Raw genomic sequence first — 16,700 nt, 5'->3', positions numbered from 1 at the left:
TGATTGATCCAAAAAGGCGACTTCGGTCGCCTTTTTTATTGTTTTTTAGACAGAGGATTGCTTAATGATAAATAAAATTTTTGCACTTCCGGTAGTCGAACAACTTACCCCTGTGCTCTCCCGCCGTCAGATTGACGGTGCCGACGTTATCGTCGTTGACCACCCGCGCGTTAAAGCCTCCGTGGCGCTGAACGGCGCACACCTGCTCTCCTGGAAACCGGAAGGCGAAGCGGAAGCGCTGTGGCTGAGTGACGCCACCTCGTTCAAAAAAGGGGATGCGATTCGCGGCGGCGTACCGATCTGCTGGCCGTGGTTTGGCCCGTCCGCACAGCCGGGTTTGCCTTCTCACGGTTTCGCCCGTAACCAGCAGTGGACGCTGAAAGCGCATAACGAAGATGACAACGGCGCAGTGCTGACCTTTGAGCTGCAGGCTAATGATGAAACCCGCGCCCTGTGGCCGCATGATTTCACTCTGTATGCCCGCTTCAAACTGGGTCAGAGCTGCGAGATTGAACTGGAAGCCCACGGCGAGTTCGAGACCACCTCTGCCCTGCATACCTACTTCAACGTGGGTGACATCAATGCGGTGAAGGTGAGCGGCCTGGGCGATACCTTTATCGACAAAGTTGATAACGCGAAGGAAGGTAAGCTGAGCGACGGCGTTCAGGCGTTCCCTGACCGTACTGACCGCGTCTATCTGCATCCGGAAGCGTGCAGCGTGATCCACGACGGTGCTCTGAACCGCGGCATTGAGGTGGTTCATCACCATCACAGCAACGTGGTGGGCTGGAACCCGGGGCCTGCACTCTCCATCAGCATGGCCGACATCCCTGATGACGGTTACAAAACGTTCGTCTGCGTGGAAACGGCCTGCGTAACCACCCCGCAGAAAGCGAGCGAGGAAAAGCCTTCTCGTTTAGGGCAAACAATTCGCATCGTTAAGCGATAAGGTCGCTGCACCACACCAAAGCAAACGGGGCGCAAGCGCCCCGTTTTGATGCAATGATTGCACCGCGATAATGCACAATCAGAACTTGTAGGTCACACCCACCGAGAAGATGCCAGCCCAGGACTTATCAACCATCGGGCTATCCTTCACTTCGTCGCTCAGACGCTCGTAACGGCCAGTACCGTAGACGTTCCAGTCGCCAAGGAAGTTATAGCTCGCGGTCAGCTCCAGGTAAGGATCCCAGCCATCATCGGCGCTGTAGCTTTTCAGCCCACTGCGGCGGGACTCGTTTTTAGAGACGCCGTAGTAATAGTCGTTGTAGTTTTCACTGTTGTACTGCACGCCGATACCCGGCGTCAGGGTGAGCCCACCGTTGGTATAGCGATACAACCACGCCAGATCCCAGATAAAGCCGTTGCTGTTATCCAGCGTATCACCCGCCAGGGCCGTACGGAGGAAGCCATACTGGGTGTTATGCACGTATGAAAGCCCGGCCATCATGGAGCTTTTGCGCTTGTCGAGCTGGCGAAGCGCGTGGCTGTCGCTGTCGCCTGGCTTGAAGTGCGTTGGATCGTAGTAGGCCATGATAGAGAGCTTATCGGCCGTATCGTTCCACAGATAGTAGCCGCCGCCGAGACCGCGGAACCAGAAGTTATCGCCTTCATAGGTGATAACGGGTACAGGATAAACATCGCGGTCATACTGTTTGTATGGGCTGTTAATGACGCCAACGCCCGCACCCACCGTCCACTGACTTTCCGCCTGAGCGGTGCTAACTGCGGTCGCGGCAAGGATGCCCAATGCCAGAAGTTTGAGTTTGGTCACAATCCATTCTTTCCTGTAGTCAAATAATCAGCGGGTGAAGTGTAACCGCCATTCCCGTACATCCCAAAATTTTTTGCCTGCTAATCAGTCTGATTAACCCATTATTTTTAACTTTTCAGATGACAACCCGCTTTCATTTATATGACCGATGCATGAAAAACGTGCTTAAGCCTTATAACCAGGGTGGAAATTTTTGGATGAGTTATTGATATGTCATTGAAATTAGTTTTTCTCAGCATGCAAGTTTGGCAAATGCCATCTACGCTTAAATTTAAGAAGAGTTTTCCTGAACACCTGCGGTTCTTAGCGTCTGACCTGGCACACAGGTTGCTGCTCTGGCAGTGGGGTGCGAGAGATTCTCTTCCGGGAGCCTCCACTACTCATACGAACGGCTCTTATCCTGTGCTAAAAAACGAAAGGACGGCATGCCATGAATATATTCGATCACTATCGCCAGCGCTACGAAGCTGCCAAGGACGAAGAGTTCACACTGCAGGAGTTTCTTACCATTTGTCGGCAAGATCGCAGTGCCTATGCCAATGCGGCAGAACGGCTATTGATGGCTATCGGTGAGCCAAACATGGTTGATACTGCCCTGGAGCCACGGCTTTCCCGTCTATTTTCGAATCGGGTGGTCGCCCGATATCCGGCGTTCGAAGAGTTCTATGGTATGGAAGATGCCATTGAACAGATTGTCTCCTATCTGAAGCATGCCGCCCAGGGTCTGGAAGAGAAGAAACAGATCCTCTATTTACTCGGCCCCGTCGGCGGCGGTAAATCCTCGCTGGCTGAACGCCTGAAGTCGCTGATGCAGCGCGTACCGATTTACGTGCTAAGCGCCAACGGCGAACGCAGCCCGGTGAACGACCATCCGCTGTGCCTGTTTAACCCGCAGGAAGATGCGCAAATTCTGGATAAAGAGTTTGGCATCCCGCGTCGCTACCTCGGCACCATTATGTCGCCGTGGGCAGCAAAACGCCTGCACGAATTTGGCGGTGATATCACTAAATTCCGCGTCGTGAAAGTGTGGCCATCCATACTGGAGCAGATCGCTATCGCCAAAACCGAACCGGGTGATGAGAACAACCAGGATATCTCGGCGCTGGTGGGTAAAGTCGATATCCGTAAGCTGGAAAACTTCGCACAAAACGACCCGGATGCCTATGGCTATTCCGGTGCGCTGTGCCGCGCCAACCAGGGGATTATGGAATTCGTCGAGATGTTTAAAGCACCGATCAAAGTGCTGCATCCTCTGCTGACGGCGACCCAGGAAGGGAACTACAACGGGACGGAAGGTATCTCCGCCCTGCCGTTTAACGGGATTATTCTCGCCCACTCGAACGAATCGGAATGGGTGACCTTCCGTAATAACAAAAACAATGAGGCCTTCCTTGACCGCGTGTACATCGTCAAGGTGCCTTATTGCCTGCGGATCTCCGAAGAGATCAAAATTTACGAAAAACTGCTTAACCACAGTGAGCTGGTGCATGCGCCATGCGCTCCGGGCACGCTGGAAACGCTCTCGCGCTTCTCCATCCTGTCGCGTCTGAAAGAGCCTGAAAACTCCAGCATCTATTCGAAAATGCGCGTCTACGACGGTGAAAGCCTGAAAGATACCGATCCGAAAGCGAAATCGTACCAGGAATACCGCGATTACGCCGGGGTTGATGAAGGGATGAACGGCCTCTCCACGCGTTTCGCGTTTAAGATCCTCTCCCGGGTCTTTAACTTCGACCACGCGGAAGTGGCGGCCAACCCGGTTCATCTGTTCTACGTCCTGGAGCAGCAAATCGAGCGCGAGCAGTTCCCGCAGGAGCAGGCTGAACGCTACCTTGAGTTCCTGAAAGGCTATCTGATCCCGAAATACGCCGAGTTCATTGGCAAAGAGATCCAGACGGCCTATCTGGAATCCTATTCAGAATACGGGCAGAACATTTTCGACCGCTATGTCACCTATGCTGACTTCTGGATCCAGGATCAGGAGTACCGCGACCCGGATACCGGCCAGCTGTTTGATCGTGAATCCCTGAACGCGGAGCTGGAAAAAATCGAGAAGCCTGCCGGGATCAGCAACCCGAAAGACTTCCGGAATGAGATTGTGAACTTCGTCCTGCGCGCCAGAGCGCATAATAACGGGCGCAATCCGAACTGGACCAGCTACGAGAAGCTGCGCACGGTTATTGAGAAGAAAATGTTCTCCAATACCGAAGAGCTGCTGCCGGTGATCTCGTTTAACACCAAAACCTCAACCGACGAGCAGAAGAAACACGACGATTTTGTCGACCGTATGATGGAAAAAGGCTACACCCGCAAACAGGTTCGCCTGCTCTGCGAATGGTATCTGCGCGTGCGTAAATCGTCCTAAAACAAGTGCCCGGTAGCGCCTGCGCCTGCCGGGCCAACAAAAACGCAAGTTGGCAAATGCAGTACGGGGGGTATATGACCTGGTTTATTGACCGGCGTCTTAACGGCAAAAACAAGAGCACGGTGAACCGCCAGCGCTTCTTGCGCCGTTATAAAGCGCAAATTAAACAGTCGATCTCCGAGGCCATCAACAAACGCTCGGTGACCGACGTCGACAGCGGCGAGTCTGTCTCCATCCCTACCGATGACATCAGCGAACCGATGTTTCATCAGGGGCGCGGCGGCCTGCGCCATCGCGTTCATCCAGGTAACGACCACTTCGTTCAGAACGACAGAATTGAGCGCCCTCAGGGCGGCGGCGGTGGTTCAGGAAGCGGTCAGGGGCAGGCCAGCCAGGACGGTGAAGGCCAGGATGAGTTCGTTTTCCAGATTTCGAAAGATGAATATCTCGACCTGCTGTTTGAGGACCTTGCGCTGCCGAATCTTAAAAAGAATCAGCATCGTCAGCTTAACGAGTATAAAACCCATCGCGCGGGCTATACCGCTAACGGCGTGCCCGCCAATATCAGCGTTGTGCGTTCGTTGCAGAATTCTCTGGCGCGCCGCACGGCCATGACGGCAGGCAAACGTCGCGAACTGCGCGAGCTGGAGAGCAGCCTGAAGGTCGTGGAAAACACGGAGCCGGCGCAGCTGCTGGAAGAGGAGCGCCTGCGTAAAGAGATTGCCGAGCTAAGAGCGAAGATCGACCGCGTACCGTTTATCGATACCTTCGACCTGCGCTACAAGAACTACGAAAAACGTCCTGAACCCTCCAGCCAGGCGGTGATGTTCTGTCTGATGGACGTCTCCGGCTCGATGGACCAGGCCACCAAGGATATGGCGAAGCGTTTCTATATCCTGCTCTACTTGTTCCTGAGCAGAACCTATAAGAACGTGGAAGTGGTCTATATCCGCCATCACACCCAGGCCAAAGAGGTGGATGAACATGAGTTCTTCTACTCCCAGGAGACCGGGGGGACCATCGTATCAAGCGCCCTGAAGCTGATGGATGAAGTAGTGAAAGAGCGTTACGACCCGGCGCAGTGGAACATTTATGCTGCGCAGGCGTCGGATGGCGACAACTGGGCCGACGACTCACCGCTGTGTCACGAGATCCTGGCGAAAAAAATTCTGCCGGTGGTGCGTTACTACAGCTATATCGAAATCACCCGTCGCGCCCACCAGACCCTGTGGCGGGAATATGAACATCTGCAGTCCATGTTCGATAACTTTGCCATGCAGCATATCCGCGATCAGGATGATATTTATCCTGTGTTCAGGGAGCTGTTCCACAAGCAATCTGCTACCAGCAACGCATAACCCAACAGCCAGCGAATCCGCTGGCTGTTTTCTTTCGACCCCGTTTATCCCGTGCTAATGTAGCAAGCTGCATACTGGATTATCACCGGGAAAATGATGATGACTGACGACGTTATGGGGACAAGTACCCACCATCAGCTGATTACCTTACTCACCGAGCAGGGCGCGCGTTTTCGCGTCATGGAGCACGAGGCGGTGGGGAAATGCGAAGCGGTGAGTGAAATTCGCGGGACCGATCTGCGCCAGGGGGCAAAAGCCCTGGTCTGCAAGGTGAAGGGCAACGGCGTTAAAAAACACGTACTGGCGATTCTGGCCGCCGACCTGCAGGCCGATCTGAGCCAGCTTGCCAGCCATTTTGGCGGGCTTAAAGCCTCCCTCGCCAGCCCGGCCGAGGTCGATACCCTTACCGCCTGCGTTTTTGGCGCGATCCCGCCCTTTAGCTTCCATCCTGATTTGGCGCTAGTGGCCGACCCGCTGCTATTCGAGCGTTTCGACGAAATTGCCTTTAACGCCGGTTTACTGGAGAAATCCGTGATCATGGACACCCAGGATTACCTGCGCATCGCCCGTCCTGAGCTTGTAAACTTCCATAAAGCGTCGTCGTGACGGCGCTAGCCTCTTCTTTCCAGAAACAGCACGGAGGCGACGAGAATCACGGCAATAGCGAAAAACGATGAGGAGATAATGAGCGTTTCAACAAACATGTGATCGTTCATGATGGCGATCCCTTTGCGATACCTGCCTTCGTTTTAATCCGCGTAAATGACAAGGTAATGACAGCGATAAAATCTTTTAAACGCTGTCCTCCGCCGCGTTTGCGCGTACAGTAAGCAGGATAATTATTCTGGCAAGGATCCCCCATGTTTGACCCTACTCTGCTCATTCTTCTGGCGCTCGCCGCGCTCGGCTTTATCAGCCATAACACCACCGTCGCCATCTCGATTCTGGTGCTGATTATTGTGCGCGTGACCCCGTTAAATACCTTTTTCCCGTGGATAGAAAAACAAGGCCTCACCATCGGGATCATCATTTTAACCATCGGGGTGATGGCTCCCATCGCCAGCGGCACCCTTCCCGCCTCAACGCTGCTGCACTCGTTTATGAACTGGAAATCTCTGGTGGCGATCGCGGTGGGGATTTTTGTTTCGTGGCTGGGCGGACGCGGCGTGACGCTGATGAGCAGCCAGCCCTCGCTGGTGGCGGGCCTGCTGGTGGGCACGGTACTCGGCGTGGCGCTCTTCCGCGGCGTGCCGGTAGGCCCGCTGATTGCGGCAGGGCTGGTGTCCCTGTTTATCGGGAAGTCATAGTCAGGCTGGCCATGTAACGCGCCGGCGTCTGGCCCAGCCCCTTTTTGAACATGGTGATAAACGCGGTCGTTGAGTCATAGCCCAGAGACTGTGCCACCTGCTGCACCGATTTCCCGCTAATCAAATGCTGTAACGCCACGATCAGCTGAAGCTGGTGACGCCAGCGGCGAAAGCTTAAACCGGTCTCTTTGACCACCAGCCGCGCCAGGTTGCGTTCACTCATCGCGAAATGACTCGCCCACTGTGCCAGCGTCTGCCAGGCGGCGGGCTCTTCCGCCATCTTCTCGCTCATCAGCCGGATTTTAGGATGGGGAGAGACGGGCAGCTGCAGATGCTCCTGACGCTGGAGCGGCAGCTCATCAAACAGGACGTCCACCAGACGCGATGTGGCCGCAAGATGCAGCTGTTCACGTGATTTCTCCGCCAGGGATAAAATCAGCTCCCGCACCAGGGGAGAGATTTTCAGGGTGCAGCAGCGGTCGGGCAGGCTGGCGGCACCAGGCTCAATAAACAAAAAGCAGAGCTGCGCCCCCGGCGTGGCCCTGTTGCTGTGCGGCATTTGGCCTGGGATCCAGACGGCATACTGGGGCGGTACCATCAGCATCGCATTTTCCACTTCGCAGGTGATCGCGCCGCCAAGGGCCAGAATCAGCTGCCCCTTACGGTGTTGATGCTGCGGAATATATTGTTCTTCCGTCACCACGCGGATGCGAAACGCGACGGCCGCATCGTGCTGGCTATCAGGATCGTAGCCGTCCAGTCCCAGACCAATCATCAGGTTGTCCGATATTAGCGATAAACTGTCATTTTAGCCTGATTTCAACCGCTGAGAAAATCGGTATTGTGTGCGCTCGCTTGAACGTATGAGAACACAATGACTACTGCTCTTCGCACCTCAGGAAAACAGGGCGCGCTGTTGATTGCAGGCATCCTGATGATTGCCACCACGCTTCGCGTCACCTTTACCGGCGCAGCGCCGCTGCTCGATACCATTCGCCTTGATTATGGCTTAAGCACGGCGCAAACCGGTCTGCTGACCACCCTGCCCCTGCTGGCCTTTGCTCTTGTCTCCCCGCTCGCGGCGGGCGTTGCCCGGCGTATCGGCATGGAGCGCAGCCTGTTTATCGCCCTGATGCTGATTTGCATCGGGATTGCGGTTCGCTCCCTGCCTTCCGCTACCCTGCTTTTCATCGGAACGGCGGTGATTGGTTGCGGGATCGCGCTGGGGAATGTGCTGTTGCCCGGCTTAATTAAGCGTGATTTCCCGGGCCAGGTTGCCCGACTCACCGGCGCCTATTCCCTGACGATGGGTGTCTCTGCCGCGTTAGGCTCGGCGCTGATCGTACCTTTGGCGCAGGGTAATGCGGGCTGGCACGGCGCGCTGCTGACGCTGATGGCGTTTCCTCTGATCGCGCTGTTACTCTGGCTGCCGCAGTGGCGTCAAAAACACGTCGCAACGGTAACGGGCGCAGGCGCGCTGCATAACCGCGCGATCTGGCGCTCGGCACTCGCCTGGCAGGTGACGCTCTTTCTGGGGATAAATTCGCTGATTTATTACGTCATCATCGGCTGGCTGCCGGCCATACTGCTCAGCCATGGCTTTAGCGAAGCGCAGGCCGGCTCGGTGCACGGTCTTTTACAGCTTGCCACGGCCGTGCCGGGGCTTGCCGTTCCGCTCGTCCTGCAGCGTATGAAGGATCAGCGAACCATTGCCGGAGCGGTTGGGCTGATGTGCGCGGTTAGCGCGGCGGGTTTGTGGTTTATGCCTGAGATGGCGGTGATGTGGACGCTGGTGTTTGGCTTTGGTACCGGGGCAACGATGATCCTCGGCCTGACGTTCATCGGCCTGCGCGCCAGCTCCGCACACCAGGCGGCAGCGTTGTCCGGTATGGCACAGTCTATTGGTTATCTGCTCGCCGCCTGCGGTCCGCCGCTGATGGGTAAAATTCACGATTCGGCTGGAGACTGGCGGATCCCGCTTCTCGCCTGCGCGCTGGCCGCTGTCGTCATGGCCATCTGCGGCCTACTTGCCGGGCGCGACCGGGAAATCGCGCCCCGATAAACACGGTGGCAGACCATCGGGTCTGCCTTTTTTACCCGCGCGCCGCGCGCAGCATTGCCTGCACCAGCACCACCGGACGCCCTTCCAGCGCAGCACGCTCGTGCTGGAATAAGGTGATCACAAAGAACGGATGGGTCACCAGCTCCGCAGCGCGGATTTCCCCCTGCTCGTCCCAGCCCGTCACGCGCATATCACCGCTCTCCAGTTCCTGAGCAAACGCCGCCGATACGCCATAGTTACAGTGATAACCCTCTACGATTTCCGGCTTTCCGTAGGCCTTCGCGATCAGCGTATTATTGCGCAGCTCAATGGCATCGGTTTTTTCCACCAGCGAGCAGGTCAGCGGCGCAATCACCATCGTGCCTTCGGTATCCGTCTCAGCATGTGCCGCGTCGCTCCAGCCCAGCACGTTACGGGCATACTCAATTAACGCATGCTGGAACCCACCGCAGGTGCCCAGGAACGGAATGCTGTTTTCACGCGCGTAGCGTGCGGCAATAAAGGCCGCCTCGGTATTTTTATAGGGGCTTGCGGGAACCAGCCAGATGGCATCGTAGCCCACCAGATCCTCAGAACTGGTTAATTCCGTGGTGGCAAGCCAGTCGTAATCGGCGGTGAGGTCAAGGACCGCGGCGGCGTCGTCAATGGCCAGCGGGATCGCCTTGTGTGCAATAACATCAGGATTGTAATCGCCAACCAGCGCAATGCGCAGCGTCGTTTTAACCGGGAGGTGTTCCATGAAAGGTTCCTTATGCCAGAGTATTATCAGATAACATAAGGAACCTCAGACTACCGATCTTCTGCAATTATCACAATACCTTAAATTGGGAGGGTGGAATTATGATTCAGTGCAAACGCGTCTATGAACAGGCGAGCCCGGGCGATGGCTATCGGGTTCTGGTGGACAGGCTCTGGCCCCGCGGGGTGAAAAAAACGGACCTCGCGTATGACGAATGGTGTAAAACGCTCACACCGTCCAGCGCGTTACGCAAGGACTTTCATAGCGAAGCGATTGATTTCGCGGCCTTCACTAAAGCCTACAAGGAAGAGCTGGCGCAGCATAAGGACGAAGGAGAGCGTCTGGCGGCGCTGGCGAAAAAGCAGACCGTAACCCTGCTCTACGGCGCGAAGGACACGAAGCAGAATCACGCTCTGGTCTTAGCCGACTGGCTGCGCCATCTGTGATCAGCTGACCGTTAGCTCATCCTGAATTTGCGGGGCTTCGTCCGGGGTGAGCGGCATCAGGTGTTCGGCGCGAACAAACGCAAAGCCGTGCTGATTGTCAAAGGCGTAGACGTCTCCCGTCACCAGCCAGAGCGCGCGGTCCGCGCTTGCGGGTAACTGCGTCATCACGCCGTTGACCGGGTTAACGAAACGCTGGCCGGGCTGGCAGAGACCAAATAGCTCCACAGATTTACCAATATTGCGACGGCCTGACGCCGTGCGGGCACCGACGATCATCGCCACGCTGCCCGGTTTAAGCTGAAACATACTTCTCTCGCGGTAACGGTAGCCAGAAACTGGCTAAGAATAATCCTAAAGAGAAGTGTATCGCAGCTACTGTCCCTCTGTCACCTGGCAGGTTGCGGATGATCGCGACGATAGAGCGTCCATTCGTCGATCACTTCGCCACCGGGCAGCTTGCACTCGGTGCGGACCCCCTGCGGGCTTTGAATCGGGACCTGTTCCCCGCCCTTTTCCAGGCAGTAAACGGAAGCCGGGTTCGCCATGCCCACGGCGTGCGGCGGTTTCGGGGCGTCGGGCGGGGTTGTTTTTGCGGTGCAGGCAAACAGGGGAAGCGCCAGCGCCAGTAGCAGAAATCTCATCTTGTTGATCCTTTTGACATCATCATTGGCTAAGGGTAACGGCTTGTCGCCGCTTTCTCCATGATTTCTCCATTCTAACTGCACTTTTCAACGCTACAGTCTGGCATGTTCTCACTTTGACCAGAGAACATCATTCCGTAATCAAGATGTCTTTGCCCCGTTCTCAACAACGGGGCTTTTTTTCCCGCCTGCTGCCTACCTCTGCATATATTAAATTTTCTATATTCATGTTTTACTATGCCGGAAGCCTAAAAAATCAGCATAACATGCAGATGCAGACGTCTTCTGCCTGGGAGTCATTCTACGTCATGTCGGATCTTATCCTCGCTCGCGTTTCAGAAACCCTTGCCACCGAGCAATCCCTTGAAAGCCTCGTTCGTCAGCTGCTGGAGATGCTGGAAATCGTCACCGACATGGAGTCGACGTATCTGACGAAGGTGGATATAACAGCCCGGCTGCAGCATATCCTCTATGCCCGAAACAGCAAGCAGATGACTATCCCGGAAGGGTTAAGCGTGCCGTGGGATGAAACGCTGTGTAAGCGCGCGCTCGATAGCGACACGCTATTCAGTAACGATGTTCCCGAGCGCTGGCCGGAGTGTGAAGCGGCGAAAGCACTCGGCATTACCACTTACATGAGCATCCCCGTTCATCTTGCCGATGGCTCGCTTTACGGTACGCTCTGCGCCACCAGCACGGCAAAAAAACCGCTCAGCGCGCGCGGCGAGCAGATGCTAAAACTCTTCGCCGGGTTGATTAGTCAGTACATTCAGAAAGAGTCTCTGGTGACCCAGCTCCGTGAAGCCAACGCGGCGCTTATCGCCCACTCCTACACAGATGCTCTTACAGGGTTACCCAACCGTCGCGCCATTTTTGAGGATCTGACCACCCTGTTTTCGCTGGCGCGGCATCTGAAACGTAACGCCATCATTGCCTTTATCGATCTGGATGATTTTAAACTGATTAACGATCGATACGGGCATGAAGCAGGCGACCAGTTCCTGATTGAAGTGGGCAAGCGTTTGACTGCAGTAAAACAGCAGGACGATATCATCGGCCGGCTGGGCGGCGATGAGTTTCTGGTGGCCACTCTGTGCAACGTCGAGAATGAGGAGCAAATCCACCTTCTCAGAACGCGCCTCAGCGCCCGAATTGCGGGGGAATACTGGCTGGGTAGCATCAGCATCATTTATCCTGGCGCCAGCCTCGGCGTTATCGAAGTGGATCCCGGCGTAACCGATCCGGACAGTGCGTTACGTGCCGCGGATATCGCGATGTATCAGGATAAAAAAGGAAAAAGCAAAACAGGCTTTCTCGCGATGGATTAACCCCGTACACTCTACGGCGTTATAAAAACCGAAACAGGTGATGATATGAGAATAGGGATCCTCTTCCCGGTCGTTATTTTTATAACGGCGGTGGTATTTCTGGCGTGGTTTTTTGTCGGTGGTTACGCTGCTCCGGGGGCATAAATGAGAAAAACCACCCTTATAATGTTGATCGTTGCCGTCGTGGCGTTTGCCGGCACGCAATTTGGCTGGTGGTAAACCCGTTACGTAAAAAGGCCGCCATATGGCAGCCTTTTTAACGCTTCAGTATTAGCTTTTGATCTTTCTGTAGATAAACAGCACAACCAGCGCGCCGATCACCGCGACCGCGAAACTGCCGAAGTTAAAGCCATCGACTTTACCAAAACCGAACAGCGTACTGATCCAACCGCCGACTACCGCGCCGACAATACCCAGTATTATGGTGACGATAAACCCACCGCCATCTTTGCCCGGCATGATCCACTTCGCCAGAATACCCGCAATAAGCCCAAAGATAATCCAGGATAAAATTCCCATAACTTTCCTCTCTGTATGGTTTTTGTCATTAAATCAACGACACAAAAAGGATAGCACAGGATCTGAGAAAGGAAATTTGTGATAAGCCTCACAGAGAGAGTCTGCGCATTTCTTCATCAACATGCCCTTCCACAAGAACTGTGGGGTTGCATCTTTTATTGAGAAAGATTATCTTTCTCAACACTGAATAGTTGAGAAAAACACTCAGGTATTCAGTACGACATTGCTCACATTGCTTCCAGTATTTCTTGCCCACTCATGAGTGGGCTTTTTTTTGATCAAGCCCCAACGAAAGCGTGCCGGTTGCGCCCGCCGCGTTTTGCCTGATAGAGCGCCTGGTCGGCAGCATTAATAATATTCTGCTGGCTACCCGCGATGTTGACAGCACGCGCACTGGAGACCCCTACGCTTACCGTGACCCGCCCGAAGGGGCTAAACGCGTGTTCAATTTGCTGAGAGAAAACATAGCGAATAATCGTCTGCGCAAGGCGGAGCGCCTCCTGGATATCCGCTTCAGGCAAAATCAGCGCAAACTCCTCCCCGCCATAGCGCGCCACAATCTGGTTGTCGCGGGTGAGACTTTCCCTGAGGCAGTTTCCCAGCAACGCCAGGCATCTGTCCCCTTCCGGATGACCGTAGTTATCGTTGTACTTTTTGAAGTAGTCCACATCCACAAGGAGCAGCGAAACCGGCGCGTCCTTTGCCGCACACGCCGCAATTTCCGAGAGGATTTTTTCATCAAAGATGCGCCTGTTATAAAGCCCTGTCAGCGCATCCTCCGAGGCAATAATCTTTAGCGCTTTGTTATCCCGTGCTTTTCTGGATAAGTCGGAATAGAGGAAACAGGACGCCACGATGAGCGTCGCGGTAAACACCAAAATAAGTGCGGCAAGCTGAATCGCCTGCTTGCGCCACGGTGAAAGGGCTTCATCAATGCTTACCGCTACCGTCGTAACCAGTCCGTAGCGCCTGTTTTTCTCATAGGCATAAATGCGTTCAATTTTATCAAACCTGGAGACAGAGCTGGCTATCCCTGTATTTTGTACCTTGAGGTATTTTCTGAAGAGAGGTGAGTCAGAAAAAATCGTACCGATATAGTTATTTTTAAAGGGATAACGAATCAGTAAAACACCTGCTTGCGTCGTTAAACCAATAACGCCCGCGTGACCAATATTAATCTGTCCATAAAGCGCCAGAAAATTTTCGATACCCAGCGTCACCACCACAACACCGTTAAATGCACCGGTGTGGGTTTCAAGACGTCGGCTAAGAGTAATAACCCATTTACCATTGGTTCTGCTTATCACCGGCTCACCAATATAAATCTGCTGACTTTTATTTTCCTTGTGATAGACAAAAAATGCCCTGTCCGCGCCATTATGGGGGCCCGCAAAATTTTTGTGCAATGCAGTGAAGATATCCCCATGCGCATCGTAGACAACCACATTATTAATCTGAGTAAGAAGATTATCCTGATTGCTTATCATTCGCTGAATATTGATCGCCTGTTGCGGGGTCATACCATAAATTTCAATTGTGTCGGAAACGGTGGTAATCAACATTTCACTTTGGCGAATGATCCCTTCCGTGTAGACGTTAAGGGTATGGCTCAGGTTGGCAACGCTGGTATTGATTTGCTGGATTGACTGCTGTCGGGACGTGGCAATCTGGACGGCAAGCGACAATGAAACAATCAATGAGACAATGATGACGGTAATGGTTGTTGTGTAAAAAGTATTTTTCACGTGCACGAGCTTTTCCACCTTATCACGCCTGGCATCCCTGGCTGACAACTCTTGTCACTGTAACAAAGCTCAGGTTAAGAGGAAAACAAATTGCACTTAAGCATAACGGCTGCCGTTATTATCAGGCTTGTAGCTTGCACTGCCTGTGATAAGATTTGAGAGATGAGGGAGCGGACAGGGTATCTGGAAAATGAAAAAGATCATTGCCGTTACTATCGTTTCAGCGTTTCTGGTCTTCCTGTCTCTTTTTGCGGTTAATGCAGTTATCGGGAGCCAGCAGAAAAGCAAACAGCTTGAGATTTCCCGAACCCTTTTACAGCATTCAGAAAGTCTGACCCAGAGCGTGGCGCAGACGCTCAAAAACCTGACCACACAGGGATGCGACAGAGACAGCCTCGATCGCTACCGACAGGTCAAGCTCGAAAGCCGCTATGTCGCTGACGTCGGTTTTATTGAAAAGGGAAAAATAGTCTGTACCGCTTTTTGGGGTAAACTCGTTAATCCTGTCCCGCTTCCTGAAGAGCTCCATGAAACGCCCAGAGGATTTCTCCTCGCGCAATTTTCGCGAAAAGATTTTTTTATCGGCAATGCGGCCATCTATAATAATCACACTATCTTCACCTCCCGCTATGCTTACGATAAATTCACCCCGGTTACGGAGAGCTATTCTCTGAGCACCACCACCAGGGACTTAAGCAGAACGTTTTTTTCGGCTACGCCTGAATTAAACCAACAGAGCGAACTGAATTCCTCCTTGTTTACCCTGACCCTCACCCGGTGCAGCAACACGTGGGATTTGTGCGTCATTGTGAAGCATCACAACGCGGGACTGGCCTCGTTATCTCCCGTTGTATTTATCGTTCTCGCGGTCATTTTATGTTTTATCTGGATTGCGATAACGCTCTTTTTCTTTCGACTCAACGAGGACCGGTTTTCCCTGGAGCGGACGCTGGTCAAAGCAGTTATCACTAATACCATCGGCGTTCATTACCAGCCCATTGTTCGGATTGAGGATAAAAAAATTGTAGGCGTGGAGGTCTTGTCGAGGTGGCGTGACGCAAGTTACGGAGACGTCTCCCCGGAACTGTTTATTCCATTAATCAAAAAAATTGGCCTGTATAAAAATTACTATATTAATATTCTCCAAAAATCCCTTTCGGATATCGCGCCACTTATTATTAAATATCATCTGGTTGTTTCGCTCAATGTTGACCGAACGGAAATTGAAGACGGACAGTTTATCAGCATTTTGCGCCGTAGCTGTTTAGCTAATAACATTCCGCTCTCTCTGATCAAAATCGAGCTTTCTGAAAAAGCCATTTCAACGGGGAATATTCTGGAAGATTTCTGCAAGGATTTAAAAAACCTTGGCGTGAGAATATCCATTGATGACTTCGGGGTGCAAAACTCAAACCTGGCAAGGCTTTCGCTGCTTGAATATGATGAGATCAAAATCGACAAGTCGCTGGTCGATGGCATCAGTGAACATTACAAGCAGAACATTTTTGTCATCTTTAGCGACGCCCTCGCAAAACTGAATAAAACGCTTGTTTTCGAAGGCGTAGAGAGCGAAATACAGTATCGCTTTATTGCTGAAAGATACCCCGAGGCGCTGATTCAGGGATGGTATTTCTCAAAATCCGTCACCCGAAGCGAGCTTGCGAAGCGACTCGCAGGGATCGCCCGGTAGGTTACTCGTTTCCCCACTGATTGAGGAAGTTTGCAATATCATCAATACGTTCGGCACGAACCCCGGCTTCACGCGCCATCTCCTGCTGAGCTTCCTCATCGATCTCCTCATTATTCGACAAACGCGTGAGAAGCAGCTGGAAATAATGCGCCAGCGAGTCCTGCTCTGACTCACTCACGGGCTTTGTGGCTTCCGTCGCGTATTCTTCGACGATGTCATAATACTTCAGTGGGATTTCGTTATTCATAACAGCGTTAACCTCTGAGGGTGAAGCCACAAGTATATCCGACGACGTACGGTTAACCAACGCGTTGAGTCAGATAAGCAGGGCAAGCAGGGCTGCAAGAGCAGGTATGGCCTGAACGTACAGTATCTTTCGGCTGGCGGTCGCTGCACCAAAGAGTCCGGCAATCAACACGCAGGTCAGGAAGAAGATGGCCACAGATATACCCTTTTCACCAAGCCAGAGGCTCCAGAGCAGACCCGCAGCCAGAAAACCATTATACAGCCCCTGATTCGCGGCCAGCACGCGGGTGTCGCGCGCAAAATCGGGACGCAGATTAAAGGCCTTGTGCCCCGTTCTGGTGTTCCACAGGAACATTTCCAGCACAAGAATGTAGATATGGATGAATGCAACGACAGCGATAAGAACAGTAGCGAGCATCGTGTTATTTCCCGTAGGCAGAGGCAAAAAAAACGGGAACCCTCAGGCCCCCGCTCTTGTTT

General features: G+C 53.4%; 20 protein-coding genes. 10 read left to right on the top strand and 10 right to left on the bottom strand.

Annotated features, from left to right (window positions below; all coding sequences use genetic code 11):
- The first annotated feature begins 64 nt into the window (after nt 1–64).
- On the top strand, nt 65–949 hold the full coding sequence (locus IM314_RS05260) for a D-hexose-6-phosphate mutarotase (RefSeq protein WP_041910476.1): 885 nt from the start codon (nt 65–67) through the stop codon (nt 947–949).
- Nucleotides 950–1,027: 78 nt separating this feature from the next.
- Here IM314_RS05260 and IM314_RS05255 read toward each other — a convergent pair whose 3' ends face one another.
- A complete protein-coding gene (locus IM314_RS05255) occupies nt 1,028–1,774 on the bottom strand; it encodes a MipA/OmpV family protein (protein WP_041910477.1) in 747 nt (248 codons plus the stop codon).
- 430 nt (nt 1,775–2,204) lie between these two features.
- On the opposite strand from IM314_RS05255, the gene yeaG reads away from it, so the two are divergent.
- The 3 genes from yeaG (at nt 2,205) to IM314_RS05240 (ending at nt 6,103) form a co-directional block, all read left to right on the top strand.
- Complete coding sequence (yeaG, locus tag IM314_RS05250) at nt 2,205–4,139, top strand: protein kinase YeaG (RefSeq protein WP_014883443.1); 1,935 nt, start codon at nt 2,205–2,207, stop codon at nt 4,137–4,139.
- Between the two features lie 74 nt (nt 4,140–4,213).
- Nucleotides 4,214–5,497 carry a YeaH/YhbH family protein gene (locus IM314_RS05245; RefSeq protein ID WP_028012767.1) on the top strand — a complete coding sequence of 428 codons (1,284 nt, stop codon included), beginning with the start codon at nt 4,214–4,216 and terminating at the stop codon, nt 5,495–5,497.
- Nucleotides 5,498–5,596: 99 nt separating this feature from the next.
- On the top strand, nt 5,597–6,103 hold the full coding sequence (locus tag IM314_RS05240; RefSeq protein ID WP_028012766.1) for a YbaK/prolyl-tRNA synthetase associated domain-containing protein: 507 nt from the start codon (nt 5,597–5,599) through the stop codon (nt 6,101–6,103).
- 5 nt (nt 6,104–6,108) lie between these two features.
- Here the strand turns inward: IM314_RS05240 and yoaI are convergent, their stop codons facing one another.
- On the bottom strand, nt 6,109–6,213 hold the full coding sequence (yoaI, locus tag IM314_RS05235) for a small membrane protein YoaI (protein WP_088205013.1): 105 nt from the start codon (nt 6,211–6,213) through the stop codon (nt 6,109–6,111).
- 144 nt (nt 6,214–6,357) lie between these two features.
- Between yoaI and IM314_RS05230 the strand changes: the two genes are divergently transcribed.
- Entirely contained in the window at nt 6,358–6,804 is a 447-nt protein-coding gene (locus IM314_RS05230) for a DUF441 domain-containing protein (protein ID WP_193358712.1), read from the top strand.
- Here the strand turns inward: IM314_RS05230 and IM314_RS05225 are convergent.
- The gene (locus tag IM314_RS05225; RefSeq protein ID WP_041910482.1) at nt 6,788–7,579 is read right to left on the bottom strand and encodes a helix-turn-helix transcriptional regulator; all 792 of its coding nucleotides are present in this window, start codon (nt 7,577–7,579) and stop codon (nt 6,788–6,790) included. The genes IM314_RS05230 and IM314_RS05225 overlap by 17 nt on opposite strands.
- A 99-nt stretch (nt 7,580–7,678) precedes the next feature.
- Here IM314_RS05225 and IM314_RS05220 point away from each other — a divergent pair, with 99 nt between their 5' ends.
- A complete protein-coding gene (locus IM314_RS05220) occupies nt 7,679–8,866 on the top strand; it encodes a CynX/NimT family MFS transporter (protein ID WP_193358711.1) in 1,188 nt (395 codons plus the stop codon).
- Nucleotides 8,867–8,897: 31 nt separating this feature from the next.
- On the opposite strand, the gene IM314_RS05215 is transcribed toward IM314_RS05220, so the two are convergent.
- Nucleotides 8,898–9,605, bottom strand: a complete 708-nt coding sequence (locus IM314_RS05215; protein WP_028012763.1) for a CTP synthase — start codon at nt 9,603–9,605, stop codon at nt 8,898–8,900.
- Nucleotides 9,606–9,706: 101 nt separating this feature from the next.
- Between IM314_RS05215 and IM314_RS05210 the strand changes: the two genes are divergently transcribed.
- Nucleotides 9,707–10,051: a DUF488 domain-containing protein gene (locus IM314_RS05210; RefSeq protein ID WP_041910484.1), complete on the top strand. Its 345-nt coding sequence runs from the start codon at nt 9,707–9,709 to the stop codon at nt 10,049–10,051.
- On the opposite strand, the gene IM314_RS05205 is transcribed toward IM314_RS05210, so the two are convergent.
- Both IM314_RS05205 and IM314_RS05200 read right to left on the bottom strand, forming a co-directional pair.
- Nucleotides 10,052–10,357, bottom strand: coding sequence for a periplasmic protein (locus IM314_RS05205; RefSeq protein ID WP_045630116.1), 306 nt, complete (start codon nt 10,355–10,357; stop codon nt 10,052–10,054).
- An 80-nt stretch (nt 10,358–10,437) separates the two neighbouring features.
- Entirely contained in the window at nt 10,438–10,692 is a 255-nt protein-coding gene (locus tag IM314_RS05200) for a DUF333 domain-containing protein (RefSeq protein ID WP_193358710.1), read from the bottom strand.
- 308 nt (nt 10,693–11,000) lie between these two features.
- On the opposite strand from IM314_RS05200, the gene IM314_RS05195 reads away from it, so the two are divergent.
- Nucleotides 11,001–12,020 carry a sensor domain-containing diguanylate cyclase gene (locus tag IM314_RS05195; RefSeq protein WP_193358736.1) on the top strand — a complete coding sequence of 340 codons (1,020 nt, stop codon included), beginning with the start codon at nt 11,001–11,003 and terminating at the stop codon, nt 12,018–12,020.
- Between the two features lie 45 nt (nt 12,021–12,065).
- Entirely contained in the window at nt 12,066–12,164 is a 99-nt protein-coding gene (locus IM314_RS05190; protein ID WP_014883431.1) for a YoaK family small membrane protein, read from the top strand.
- 126 nt (nt 12,165–12,290) lie between these two features.
- Here IM314_RS05190 and IM314_RS05185 read toward each other — a convergent pair whose 3' ends face one another.
- Nucleotides 12,291–12,539: a GlsB/YeaQ/YmgE family stress response membrane protein gene (locus tag IM314_RS05185; RefSeq protein ID WP_028012758.1), complete on the bottom strand. Its 249-nt coding sequence runs from the start codon at nt 12,537–12,539 to the stop codon at nt 12,291–12,293.
- Between the two features lie 278 nt (nt 12,540–12,817).
- A complete protein-coding gene (locus IM314_RS05180; protein WP_320701294.1) occupies nt 12,818–14,302 on the bottom strand; it encodes a sensor domain-containing diguanylate cyclase in 1,485 nt (494 codons plus the stop codon).
- 172 nt (nt 14,303–14,474) lie between these two features.
- Between IM314_RS05180 and IM314_RS05175 the strand changes: the two genes are divergently transcribed.
- A complete protein-coding gene (locus tag IM314_RS05175) occupies nt 14,475–15,974 on the top strand; it encodes an EAL domain-containing protein (RefSeq protein ID WP_193358709.1) in 1,500 nt (499 codons plus the stop codon).
- Nucleotide 15,975: 1 nt separating this feature from the next.
- Here the strand turns inward: IM314_RS05175 and IM314_RS05170 are convergent, their stop codons facing one another.
- Nucleotides 15,976–16,221 (bottom strand): DUF2543 family protein, encoded by a 246-nt coding sequence (locus tag IM314_RS05170; RefSeq protein WP_028012755.1) that lies wholly within the window; start codon nt 16,219–16,221, stop codon nt 15,976–15,978.
- Between the two features lie 69 nt (nt 16,222–16,290).
- Complete coding sequence (locus IM314_RS05165; RefSeq protein ID WP_028012754.1) at nt 16,291–16,638, bottom strand: DUF1304 domain-containing protein; 348 nt, start codon at nt 16,636–16,638, stop codon at nt 16,291–16,293.
- Nucleotides 16,639–16,700 lie beyond the last annotated feature (62 nt).

This window comes from Enterobacter cloacae complex sp. P42RS (genome assembly GCF_014930595.1).
GTDB lineage: Bacteria > Pseudomonadota > Gammaproteobacteria > Enterobacterales > Enterobacteriaceae > Enterobacter > Enterobacter bugandensis.
The sequence above is the reverse complement of the archived record's forward strand: the minus strand, read 5'-3'. Positions and strand labels throughout refer to the sequence as shown.